The organism is Bacteroides sp. 11BF, from assembly GCF_019633765.1.
GTDB lineage: Bacteria > Bacteroidota > Bacteroidia > Bacteroidales > Bacteroidaceae > Bacteroides > Bacteroides hominis.
Genome location: NZ_JAFKPJ010000006.1, coordinates 157,791 through 170,430 on the forward strand (window position 1 = coordinate 157,791; position 12,640 = coordinate 170,430).

Consider the following 12,640-nt stretch of genomic DNA (forward strand, 5'->3'; position numbering starts at 1 on the left):
GAGCCCGCATCCCCGGGCTCATTAGCCTCGGTATGCAGGCTTGTCAGCCCGGGGATGCGGGCCCATGAGTCCCGCTGTCCGGGCTTGGATAATGCTCCTATAAAGATACATAATATTTATCGTGAAAACAAGTAATACTCCTCTTGTTTGTTATTAAATATAATTGATTTATTTGCGATGATCTGCTTGCTTTATCCGGTAAGAAAGAGTATCTTTACCATTCTATAAAAAACCGGAAAAACCATGAAAATAACCCTGATCCGAAAGGAAGAAACTGTCGTAGCACAACGTACGGTGAAACTCGAAACTGTGTTGGAGAATATGAAAACCGAAACCAAAACCTGCCCCGTGAGTGCTTTACGTCGGACACTGAAGTTTTCGGGTGGAAGTGGACATGTCACGGCGGTGGACAAACTGCCCCGTATCCTTTTTTCGGTGGAACTGGGCAAGAGTAAAGAAATATCGGTGATGAAGGCTTATCATGGATTGGTACTTCTGAGTGTGAAGGGATTCACCGGAGTGGAAGAGGCTGCACGCTTGCGTGACAAGCTGTCCGGACTGCCTCAGACGATGATTGCCTTTGTCGGTTCAAGCGGCCGGAGTATAAAGATACTCGTGCCTTTCCTACGTCCCGACGGTTCATTGCCCGTAACCGTAGAGGAAGCCGGATTTTTTCATGCTCATGCCTACCAGTGGGCGGTGAACTTTTACAGAGGGCAGCTTTTGGCGGAACACCGGGATGTTACGCTTGAGAATCCGGTGCCGGAACAGAGTTGCCGGTATTCATTCGATCCGGGGCTCTATTTCAATCCGGATGCCTACCCCATTCGCCTGGAGCAACCTTTGTCGATGCCCGGTGAAGTTACCTACCGCGAAACAGTGGAGGCGGAAACTGATCCTTTGCAGCGTATGATGCCCGGTTACGAACGGAGCGAAATTATCTCGACATTGTTTGAAACTTCACTGTATGAAGCTCTTAATACGGTAGGCTGCGACCGGGAGGAGGATTCTAAATCTTTGATCGTGGAACTGACCCGGAACTGTTTTCGTTCGGGAATCCCCGAAGAAGAGGTAGTGGGTTGGACGCTGATGCATTTCCGGGGTAAAGTGTCCGAAATACTGATACGTGAGACGGTTCACAATGTGTATGCCGTTGAGAAGCGATTCGGAAGTAATCCTTGCATTTCTCTCAAGCAGACCATGGCCGTACGTACCGACGAGTTTATGGGCAGACGTTATGAGTTTCGCTATAACATACTGGCCGGAGTGGTGGAATATCGTGAACGAAAGACGTTTTGTTTCGATTTTCGTCCGGTGACGGACCGGGTGCTCAATACAATTGCGGTAAATGCTATCAGCGAAGGGCTTGAACTTTGGGACAGGGATGTGAAACGCTGGATTAACTCCGAACGTGTGCCGGTCTATTCACCTGTTACCGACTTTTTGTATGGCTTGCCCCGTTGGGATGGAAAAGACCGCATTCGGGCGTTAGCCCGCTACGTGCCTTGCGACAATTCGCATTGGCCCGACTTCTTCCATCGCTGGTTTCTCGCAATGGTGGCCCACTGGAAAGGAAATGACAAGCAGTATGCCAACTCCGTTTCACCCCTGTTGATCGGTTCGCAGGGATGCGGCAAATCCACTTATTGCCGCAATATCCTGCCGCCTGATTTGAGAGCCTATTATACCGACAGCATTGACTTCAGCCGGAAACGCGATGCCGAGCTTTATCTCAACCGCTTCATGCTGATCAATATTGACGAGTTCGATCAGGTAAGTGTCAATCATCAAGGCTTCTTGAAACATATACTCCAGAAACCGGTGCTTAATGTGCGTAAGCCCAACGAGGCGGCTGTCCGCGAGTTGAAGCGTTATGCTTCGTTCATAGCGACCAGCAATCATAGCGATTTGCTTTCCGATCCTTCGGGAAGCCGCCGTTTTATCTGTATCAATATCACCGGCAGAATCCGTAATGATGCTGTCATCAACTATCCGCAACTCTATGCGCAGGCAGTGCGGGAGCTCCGTGACGGTGAGCGCTTTTATTTCTCTCCCGAGGAAGAGGCCATTTTGACGGAGAGCAATCAGGAATTTGAACTGCAAACTCCGGTTGAACAGCTCTTTCAACAGTATTTCCGCTCTGCCGGCGAGGGAGAAAAGTGTGAAACCCTGCTCGCAGTCGATATTTTAGGACGCATACAAAAGAAAAGCGGCTTTAAACTGTCGGCTACGAAGATAGTGCATTTTGGCAGAATACTTCGTAAGCTGGGAGTGCCTTGCAGGAAAATGAAAAACGGGAATTTCTATTGTGTGGTGGAGTTGTAAAGGGATTGAGCTTTAAATTCCGGCATTTATATGCTTGTTGGCTTAGCGCATTGGATGGAATTGGATGCCGACGTGCATTATTAACAAATAAACAGCTATATTTGCATTCAACTCTATGACATATTAATTACTATGATAGACTTCGAACAATTTTACATAACATGGTATTCGCGTGCGAAATATTTTGCACGCGAATACGTTACTTCTGAAAGTGATGCTGAAAATATTGTTCAAGACGTTTTTTTGCACCTGTACGAGAGGCGCGATTTAATGGATGCATATACCAATCTGACTGCTTATCTTTTTACTTCCATCAAAAACAGATGTTTGGACTATTTGCGCAAATGGGTTCTTGAACAAGAAACCGCACAGGAAATGCAAGATGAATTTGATATGGAACTTCGGATGAAATATGATTCTCTGGAGATATTCAATACGCAGTTTTCGGATGAAACCGATATAGGGGAGCTATTGAACAGTGCACTTCAGAAACTTCCGGAACGATGTCGCGACATTTTTATAATGAATAAGCTGGAAGGGAAAAAGCAAAAAGAAATTGCAGAAGAATTGAATTTGTCTATCAATACCGTAGAGTCGCAGATGGGCATTGCTTACAAGAAATTGCGTGAAGAATTGAAGGACTGCCTGCCTCTATTCATATTTTTGTTTGCTATTTCCTGATTTTTTTTATTTCCTTTTGGCGGATTTTTTCTTTTGCTTCGTTTACCATATAGAACAGATGCAATATGAATAGTCAAATTATTAAATATTATGCAGGAGAACTCAGTAAGGAAGAACGAAAAGCCTTATTGCAGAAAGCCTTTTCCGATCAGGAATTGAAAAGCGAGATGATGAAGTATCAACATTTGCAATCGCTGATGAATCTTCATCCGCAGGAGAAAAACGAATTATTAGGTAGGGAGAGCCTAAAGTGCTTTATGGAAGCACGGCAGGCGGAAAAAAGGAAAAGATTGTTTTTTTATTTTTTACGTTATGCGGCAATTGTCTTTGTGTGCATCGTTTCCACTTGGTGGATTACTTTCTCGTTCGTCGGTACGGATATACTTCAGCCTGTTGTTGCCCAGGAATTATCGGTTCCGGCTGGACAGCGTGCGCATATCCTGCTGCCGGATGGGAGTAAGGTATGGGTCAATGCAGGCTCAACTCTTAGTTATCCGTCAGTGTTTGGTGACGAACGGCGTGTCAAACTGACTGGAGAAGCGTTTTTTGAGGTTGCGAAGGGGAATAAGCCTTTCATTGTATCGACGGGAAAGGTAGATGTAAAAGCACTTGGAACCCAGTTTAATGTATTTAATTATCCTAAAGAGGAGTTAGCGGTAGCTTTACTTGAAGGCTCTGTACGCATATACCGTCCCGAATGTGAGCGACAAGGGGTTATATTGAAGCCCAATCAGCAATTGACAGAGGATAATGGACGTTTTCTTATAAGTTCCATTGATAAGAATCCTATTATCTGGAAAGAAGGGCTCTATGCTTTTGATAAACAAAAACTGAAAGATATACTGAAAAAGCTGGAACTCTATTATGATGTGNGATATACTGAAAAAGCTGGAACTCTATTATGATGTGAGAATACTTGTCAAGAATCCTTCCATCCTTGAATATGAATACACCGGAAAATTTCGTCAACGTGATGGTGTGATGGAAGTCTTGCGCATCATCCAGAAAATTCATCCGTTCAAGATAGAACAGAAAGAAGATACGAATGAAATCATTTTATATCGTTAACCTTATTGTCGAACCTATAAAATCAAAGAAGATATGAAAACATAAAAGATTTTTCTTAATTATGTATGATCTTAATAAAGAAAGGTCGGCAGATGCGTCAACACCTGCCAACCCGGGTTATTAAGTAATACGTATTCCAAACCCTTTCAAAAATTCAGAAATTATTAACTTAATCGGAAACAAAGATATGAAAATAGAACCTTTGTTAGCACATCTTTTGTGCCTAAAAATACATAGTAGGACGTTAAATATTATGAAAGTAGCTGTGTTTATGATGTTTTTCTGCGTTTTCCAGTTGTTAGCCTCCAATGGCAAAGCGCAAAATGCAGTAATAGAACTATCCTCTAATTCTGTGACGGTAGAGACACTGTTTGCGGAGATAGAGAAACAGACGGATTATTTAGTGGTTTATAGTAGTCGTGAACTGGATGTGAAAACCAAAATCCTGTTTTCAAAGAAGAAGGCTAAAGTAAGCGAAATGCTGAACGAACTTTTGCGGAATACGAATCTGAAGTACGAGCATACTAATAATTACATCGTATTTTCCAAAAAGGTCAGCGAAGCTGATGTATCGCGGCAGACCGGAAGAAAAGTAACTGGAACGGTGGTGGACAATAATGGAGAAGCGGTCATTGGTGCCAGTGTACAGGAAAAAGGAACAACCAATGGAGTCATTACTGATATTGAAGGTAAATTTAGCTTGGAAGTAGCGGATAAAGCTTTGTTGACTGTCTCTTATATCGGCTATGTAAGCCAGACCGTGCCTGTGAATGGTAAAAATCATGTGATCATAAAATTGACGGAAGATACAAAGGTATTGGATGAAGTCATCGTGATCGGTTACGGTGCGACCTCGGCTAAAAAGATGGTGGCCGCCGTTACTGCCGTAAAGGGAGAAAAGTTACAGGATCTCCCGTTTGCCAATGTAACTTCTGTTTTGCAAGGACGTGTGACAGGCGTTATCGTTCAGAATTCGGGCGGCGAACCCGGAAGCGTTCCTTCCCTGTCTATCCGTGGTGGTGGCAAGCCATTATATGTCATTGATGGGGTAATCAGTACGGATGATTGGGAGTTTCAAACTTTGAATCCCAATGATATAGAGAGTCTGTCGGTTTTGAAAGATGCGGCTTCATTGGCGGTTTATGGTTCTCGGGCGGCCGATGGTATCATCATGGTTAAAACCAAGGAAGGAAGAAAAGGAAAAACTTCTATCGTGTATACTTTCAATGCACAGTTTAGCCAGCCCACAGTTTTGTCTGATAAAATCGATTCTTATACTTATGCCAATGTGCAAAATCAAGCAGCAATGGCTGATGGATATGGAGAATACTATACGTATAGCAAAGAAGAGATGGATATTATCCGTAATCAGTCCGATCCTTTGAAATATCCCAATACAGACTGGTTTGATTTAGGGTTGAAGAACTTTGCGCCCGAGTACAGGCATTCTTTGTCGATGACAGGCAACCGTAAAGATATTAATTATTACATTTCATTGGGTACTTTTGAGCAAGGTAGTTTGTACAAGTCTGATGCACTGAACTATTCAAGATATAATTTGCGAAGTAACGTAAATACTACTTTTGAAGAAATTGGTCTTAAAGTGGCGGTAAATATTAATGCTGCATACGAAAAAAAGAAGTACCCTTCGTTTAGTGCCAATACCATCTGGGATCATTTAAATAATAAACAGCCGCTGGAGTTGGCGTATAATCAGGATGGAACCTTAAGCTCCATATCCGATCATCCTTTGATGGAGATGGACGAACGTTCGGGATATGATAAGAATGACGGGTTATATGTCAATACTCAGTTTGTTGCCGACTGGACATTGCCTTGGGTGAAAGGTCTGTCGCTTGGAACCATGTTGAACTATCGTTTGAACTCCAGCCATGTCAAGGGACTTTCAGCCCGTGCTCCCCAATATAATCAGGATGGAACATTGGTTGTTGTGACCAAGCCGTCATTGAAAGAAGAAGCTTACTTCGGAGATTCGTACAGTCTTGAGCTGAACGCAGCTTATACACAGACTTTTGCAGAGAAGCATACTATAGATGCGAAGGCTGTATTTACTGTATCCGAAAGTAATGGAAGCTACTTCTGGGCTTCACGCAAAGACTATCTGTCTGCCACTGTAGATCAGTTATTTGCCGGTTCAAGTATTGGCATGCAAAATTCCGGTAATTCGGATGAAGGAGGACGTATGGGACTCGTCGGACGTTTGAAGTACGACTTTGACAGCCGGTATTATATCGAAGGAAGTTTCCGTTATGACGGGTCCGACAATTTTGCACCTGGACATCGTTGGGGCTTCTTCCCTTCTGTTGCATTGGCTTGGGATATCACGGAAGAGCCGTTCTTTAAAAGTCTCAACCTGAAGAATGTAAATCTTTTGAAACTGCGCGGTTCTTATGGACAAACCGGAACAGAAGCGGGTGTAAACCGATTTGGCTATTTGTCAACTTACAGCTTGGCTGAAAACGCGATTTGTATTGGCGGCAATTTGCAGTCCGGTTTCAATGAAGGGGCTTTGGTTTCACCGGAACTGTTAAGTTGGTATACCCGTAATTCTTTGAATTATGGCGTTGATGCCGCTTTCTTTAATCACCACCTGAAAGGTTCTGTCGATTATTTCTTTTATGTTACCAAAGGGGGACTGGTTAGTCCGGCAGACCGATATGTAGTTCCCTTAGGAACGTCTCTTCCTCAAATAAAGTCGGAGAATGAACATCGTCGGGAAGGTTTTGAAGTCTCCTTGAGATGGGATGATAAGATAGGATCTGATTTCTATTACGAAGTTGGTACAAATATGACCTATTATAATAATCTGTACGTTAAAAACCAAGGTGAATCATTGTCTGATCTGAAAAATCCATATAAACGTAATACGCATCAGACAGATTACTATGGCATTATGTATATGAATAACGGACTGTATCAAACTCCGGAACAAGTACTCGGATTACCACGGAGATTGCAGTCTTCTGCTACTAAATTAGGTGATATTGCCTACGAAGATATTAATGGCGATGGTAAAATAGATGGAGAGGACCAGGTGCGTTGGGGAATGCCGACAGCTCCTCATTTCACTTACGGTTTCGATTTTATTTTGGGTTACAAAGGATTCACTTTGTCAGGATTGCTATATGGAACAGGAAAACGTAATATGGAATTTGGGGTCACGACTAAGAAAAATGAAGCTATATGGGTGCTGAATGATTATCAACTGGATTATTGGCGTGAAGACAATAGAGATGCCACTTTTCCCAGAATCTCTTTGGAGGCGTCGGCCAATGGTTCGAACAATCAGGCTGCTTCTACTTTCTGGGTCAAGAACGCTTCATTCCTACGCTTGAAAAATTTGACGTTAGAATATGATTTTAAATATAAATTGTTGCGGAGGGTAAAATGGTTGAATACTTGTAGAGCCAATATTACGGGTACAAACTTGTTTACGATATCGGATGTCATGGATTATTTCGATCCGGAAACAGCTTCAACAAGGGGAGGCTATCCGGTGCAACGTGTTTATTCTTTAGGTGTAACAATTGGATTTTAATGATTATGAAAAAGATAAATGTAATAATAGCATTATCCCTTATTTGGGGATGTTCTGCTTGCAGTGATATTTTAGACAAAGGTCCGTTGGATAAGTTCTCAGAGAACGATGTATGGAGCAGTCCGCAACTGGCACAGGCTTTTTTGTATCCAACGCTGAACGATGCGACTGGAAAGCTGATCTGGGATGATAAATGGACGGATAATGATGTGATACAGGACGATGGCAACGCTTCGAACGTGAATAAGGAACAGATAGATCGTTATCATGATGCCGGATGGAATGTGTATGGGCAAATCCGTAAATGTAACCTGACCATTCAGAAGATGGAAGAAAATGAAACATTTATAGAACAAGACAGGAAATATCTGACAGCACAGGCAAAAATGTTGCGCGCTATGATCTATTTCACTCGTGCGCGCTTGTTCGGTAAATTAATGATTGTGGATCGGGTTCTTGATGCGGAGGAGAACATGGAACTGCCAAGAACAAATACGATTAAAGAGACTTATGATTTTATCCTTAAAGATTTGAGGGAGGCAGCACCTGACTTGCCTGTGTCATTGTCCAGCCAACAAGGTATGCTAAGCAGGGGAGCGGCTTATGCGTTGATTGCGGAAGTTGCGTTGCATGGGGCTGCCTACATTGAATCGGGACAAAATGAATATTATGCTACAGCAAAGAAAGCCAGTGAAGATCTTTTTGCCTTGGGCATATATGAATTGGATAAGAATTATGAAAAGCTTTTTAATGAGTTTGATTATGCGCTAAATTCGAATGAAGTTATCCTGGCTCAGTGGAGACATGAAAATAATACGACTTTTGCCGGGACGTGGATGCAATATCTGGTTCCTAACATCAGCAATGATAAATTAAAGGAGTTTGCCAATCCTAAACTTGTCGATAGCTTTGAAGGCTGGATCGGAATGTTTCCTTCTGTAGATTTAGTCAATGAATACGAAGTGGTAGATACGGATGGAAACGCAAAGAACTGGGATGAAAGTAGCTACTATAAAGAGTATCAACAGAATGGAGGATATGTATCAAAGGCGATATACCGGAATAGAGATAACCGTTTTTATGCCACTGTTGTACAGGACTCTTCCAAGTACTTCAATAGTCTGGTGACGATGCGTGAAAAGGGTAACTTGCATTGGGACAGTAAGACAGGCAGTGACTGGGGAACTGCATTGACGGGATATATCTATCGTAAAGGGGTATACACTGGTAGGAATTTATGGAACTCAGATCCGACTTACTATCATCAGATTGTTATGCGTCTGGGACGTTCTTACTTGAACTACGCTGAAGTGATGTTACGACTGAATGATATAGAAACGGCCATTGAATATGTCAATAAGACCCGTACAATTCATGGCGGCTTGCCGGCTCTTTCCAAAGATTTGTCCTTGAGTGAAGCTTGGGAGGCGTATAAACGCGAACGCAGGGTAGAATTGGTTCATGAGGGTGACCGTTACTGGAGCCTGCTGAGATGGGGAAAAGCGGATGGTAAAGAAACAATATCCGAACTAAATAAAACCCATCATTCGATCAGTATATCAGAGGATGGAAAAACATTTAAGATTATTCCATTGCCTTATCAGACTGTATTTAATGAACGTGTCTTTACAAAGAAAAGATACTTATATCCTGTTCCGGAAGGTGAAAGAGTAAATAATCCGTCATTAGACCAGAATGAGGGATGGTAATTTCAAATACAACAAAAAAAGTAAAGTTATGAAAACATTGTATCGCTATTTAGCATTGGCATTACTGATCGTATTAAATACTTCTTGTCTTAAGTCAGGTTTGGATGAACTTGAAACTTATGATCAAAATGATATTACCAACATCCGATTTGAATACAGATGGTGGGATGAAGCTGCTCAAAGACTTCGTGTGATAGAGATGGGAGTGACAAAGACGATTGATACGAAAGCAAAAAAAATAGAATGTTCTATCAAAGTTCCCGAAGTGACGAGTGCTTTTACAGCTGGTGTCAGGAATCAGGTTTCTTTGAGTACTTTATCCATTAATGTGGATGTGTCTACAGCCGCACGTATTAGTCCGGTAGGAGATGCTCCTGCAATGGGGACCTTTCCGGCAGACTTTTCCGCTAAAGAATTTATTTATAGCGTAACGGCTGGAAATGGTGACAAAGCAAATTGGACGATTAAAATTGAAGATTTCAGTAAATAAGACTTTCAAGCTATTTTAAATTGATTGTTTCGAACAGAAAAAGTATGAATGACTTTTTATCTGTTCGGAATAATCATTGTATGGAGAACATTATGATAATGGTAACTTATAAAAATATTGATTAATGAAAAAAGAAATACTATTCGTTCTATACTCTCTGATTATTGGAACTGCATCTGCACAATACAATATTGATTTAAGTAAGGTGGTTTCTCCCCCTATTAATTATCTGCAAATGGGGAATGCCGGTCCTGTCGGAAAAGAAATCCGCGTCAATAATTTATATATGGAAGAAGGGGGCATCCCACAGTTGCCGGTAATGGGAGAAATTCATTATAGCCGCATGGATTCAAGGTATTGGCGAGATGCATTGCTGAAAATGAAGGCATCTGGAGTTGATATTGTAGCTACTTATTGCCTTTGGTCATTGCACGAGGAATTTGAAGGGGAGTTATCATGGGAAGGCAATCTAAACCTTCGCCATTTTATAGAGCTTTGTAAAGAACTGGATATGAAAGTACATTTGCGTTTCGGACCTTATTGTAATGCAGAGATCAGAAACGGCGCCTTACCTGACTGGATTATAAATAATAAAAATCTCAAGACACGTTCAAACGATCCTTTATATCTGGAATATTCACGTCGATGGTATCAGGCTGTGTATGATCAGGTGAAGGGACTTTTGTATAAAGACGGAGGTCCTATCATGGCTCTCCAGTTAGAAAATGAATACGTGCGAAAGGGGATGATCATTTCTCATCTGCTTAATTTAAAGAAAATGGCAGTGGAAATAGGGTTTGATGTACCGATTTATTCGATGACTCACTGGATGGATAGCGAATACCCGAAGGGGGAAATAGTACCTTATGCCGGTTTTTATATTGAGGCTCCCTGGACAACTTCTGGGAAAAAAGAGATTCCTACATCCAATTTTGAATATTTTACTTATAACCGGCTTTCAGATAACATAGGCACAGACATTATAAAAATAGAAGGAGAGGTGGAATCTTTAAGTGGAAAGAACAATGATTCTCCTTTCTTTACGTGTGAAATTGGAGTGGGAACGACTGCTTTCTATCATCGCCGTGCTGTTGTACCCGAAGAAATGGCAGGAGAGAATATAAATTTACGTTTAGGATGTGGTGCCAATATGATGGGGTATTACATGTATGTCGGTGGGACTAACCCTATAGGGAAAATAAGCACGTATCAATCTTCCGGCCCCCGGGTAAGTTATGATTATCAGGCACCCATACGCGAATTCGGGACATTGGGGACGGTGATGCAAGAGACTAAAAAATATAACTATTTTATGAATGATTTTGGTACATCGCTTGCTCCGGCCATAGCTTATTTACCTACCAGTAATCAAAATAGAGAGAATCTGCAATGGGCCGTTCGTTCAAATGGGAATGCCGGCTATTTGTTTTGCTCTAATTATTTATATAAAAACAGTAGGAAGGATTATAAGGATGTCCGGTTCACTATAAAGTTGAAAGATGAAACAGTACGCATACCACGTAAAAAAGTGACAGTTAAAAATGGCACTTATTTTCTCTGGCCTTTCAATCAGTATCTGAATGAGGTTTGGCTGAAGTATGCGACGACGCAACCTATCTGTTCTTTGAAAGATGGAGAGGACTGTACTTTCTTCTTTTTCGAGGATGACCAGATTCCGGCGGAGTATTTGATTGCAGATAAGAATGTAAAGAATATAGAAGTGAAGAATGCTGTTTTGAAGGAAGAGAAAGAGGGATATTTTATTGATCGAATTGTTCCAGGAAAAGAATGTATTATAAATATCACCAAGACAAATGGTTCTATGGTTCGTTTTGTTACGTTGACAGAAGAAGAATCAGACTATATCTGGAAAGGAACTGTGGCGGGGAAAGAGTTTGTAGCGATAACTCATGCTTCATTAGTTTATGATAAAAGTAAAATTACCTTAATTGGAGACTCGTCCCAAGCAGATATATGGATGTTTAAAAAAGGTTGTTTCAAACAACAAACCTTCCAGTCGAAGCCCCGTCACCTACGTGCGGCATACAGCTCTGTCGCTCCTATGGCAAAGGGAAAATGGATTTGCCCGTCAAGCGGCGATAAGGTGAAACGCGAGTTCACAGTCCATACATTCTCAACAGTTCAAAAGGCTTATTTACGTTATGTTTCGTTTGCCCCCGCCCACTGCATCTTAAACGGGAAGAAAGTAGAAGCCAATACAATGGGCGGATATAAACGGGCTGATGTTACTGCACTCATCCAGAAAGGAAAGAATACAATAGAGTTTTCTACCTCTGGTAAAGGAGTAGTGGGTGAGATTGAAATTCTGCTGCAAAACGGTGAGCGGATTATTTGGAATACGGATGCTACCTGGTTGTCTGCGGCCGATAATAAGCCCGTGCGAATTCTTTTCGGACAAGAGAAACCTTTGGCTTTTGCACCCGAAGAACATTTGGCCGTTTATGAAGTCAAAGCACCGGTACCTCTATGTGGTGACGAGGAAACACGGATGTATCTTTCTTATAAAGGAGATGTGGCCAATGCGTATTTGAACGGAAAACTCGTCGCTGATTCTTATTATGACGGAACCGATTGGATTATCAGTTTGAACCGTCTGAAAGAGGCTGTTGATGTGAACCCATTAGTGATTCGTATAGACGGGTTGAAATCGGCGGATGAGCAAATTTATTTTGAGAAAAACGTAGATCCTGCTGAATGTGTAATTCCTGTTCTGTCAGATATCCGGGTGAATCAGGAATATAGGTTCGAATTGGAGATGGATTAACCGCCATCCTTGGAGGTTCATAG

At 41.8% G+C, this 12,640-nt stretch carries 8 protein-coding genes; all 8 read left to right on the top strand.

The features are described 5' to 3' along the window. Window positions 1-243 precede the first annotated feature (243 nt). On the top strand, window positions 244-2,325 hold the full coding sequence (locus JZY04_RS08305) for a VapE domain-containing protein (RefSeq protein WP_181996330.1): 2,082 nt from the start codon (window positions 244-246) through the stop codon (window positions 2,323-2,325). 132 nt (window positions 2,326-2,457) lie between these two features. Continuing rightward, on the top strand, window positions 2,458-3,006 hold the full coding sequence (locus JZY04_RS08310) for an RNA polymerase sigma-70 factor (RefSeq protein ID WP_022012286.1): 549 nt from the start codon (window positions 2,458-2,460) through the stop codon (window positions 3,004-3,006). Window positions 3,007-3,071: 65 nt separating this feature from the next. Beyond that, entirely contained in the window at window positions 3,072-3,911 is an 840-nt protein-coding gene (locus JZY04_RS08315; RefSeq protein WP_255584433.1) for a FecR family protein, read from the top strand. Next, window positions 3,871-4,074 carry a DUF4974 domain-containing protein gene (locus tag JZY04_RS21260; protein ID WP_255584434.1) on the top strand — a complete coding sequence of 68 codons (204 nt, stop codon included), beginning with the start codon at window positions 3,871-3,873 and terminating at the stop codon, window positions 4,072-4,074. The genes JZY04_RS08315 and JZY04_RS21260 overlap by 41 nt, the downstream gene beginning before the upstream one ends. 253 nt (window positions 4,075-4,327) lie before the next feature. Continuing rightward, a complete protein-coding gene (locus JZY04_RS08320) occupies window positions 4,328-7,633 on the top strand; it encodes a TonB-dependent receptor (protein ID WP_234185316.1) in 3,306 nt (1,101 codons plus the stop codon). Further along, window positions 7,633-9,342: a RagB/SusD family nutrient uptake outer membrane protein gene (locus JZY04_RS08325; protein WP_122142214.1), complete on the top strand. Its 1,710-nt coding sequence runs from the start codon at window positions 7,633-7,635 to the stop codon at window positions 9,340-9,342. The genes JZY04_RS08320 and JZY04_RS08325 overlap by 1 nt, the downstream gene beginning before the upstream one ends. A gap of 28 nt (window positions 9,343-9,370) precedes the next feature. After that, window positions 9,371-9,832 (top strand): hypothetical protein, encoded by a 462-nt coding sequence (locus JZY04_RS08330; protein ID WP_022012290.1) that lies wholly within the window; start codon window positions 9,371-9,373, stop codon window positions 9,830-9,832. Between the two features lie 124 nt (window positions 9,833-9,956). After that, entirely contained in the window at window positions 9,957-12,617 is a 2,661-nt protein-coding gene (locus JZY04_RS08335) for a beta-galactosidase (protein WP_122142213.1), read from the top strand. Window positions 12,618-12,640: the final 23 nt, after the last annotated feature.

What these genes read in the sequence shown, in the direction of transcription:
- JZY04_RS08305 (WP_181996330.1), top strand. Translation starts at nt 244, where the DNA reads ATGAAAATAACCCTGATCCGAAAGGAAGAAACTGTCGTAGCACAACGT.
- JZY04_RS08310 (WP_022012286.1), top strand. Translation starts at nt 2,458, where the DNA reads ATGATAGACTTCGAACAATTTTACATAACATGGTATTCGCGTGCGAAA.
- JZY04_RS08320 (WP_234185316.1), top strand. Translation starts at nt 4,328, where the DNA reads ATGAAAGTAGCTGTGTTTATGATGTTTTTCTGCGTTTTCCAGTTGTTA.
- JZY04_RS08325 (WP_122142214.1), top strand. Translation starts at nt 7,633, where the DNA reads ATGATTATGAAAAAGATAAATGTAATAATAGCATTATCCCTTATTTGG.
- JZY04_RS08330 (WP_022012290.1), top strand. Translation starts at nt 9,371, where the DNA reads ATGAAAACATTGTATCGCTATTTAGCATTGGCATTACTGATCGTATTA.
- JZY04_RS08335 (WP_122142213.1), top strand. Translation starts at nt 9,957, where the DNA reads ATGAAAAAAGAAATACTATTCGTTCTATACTCTCTGATTATTGGAACT.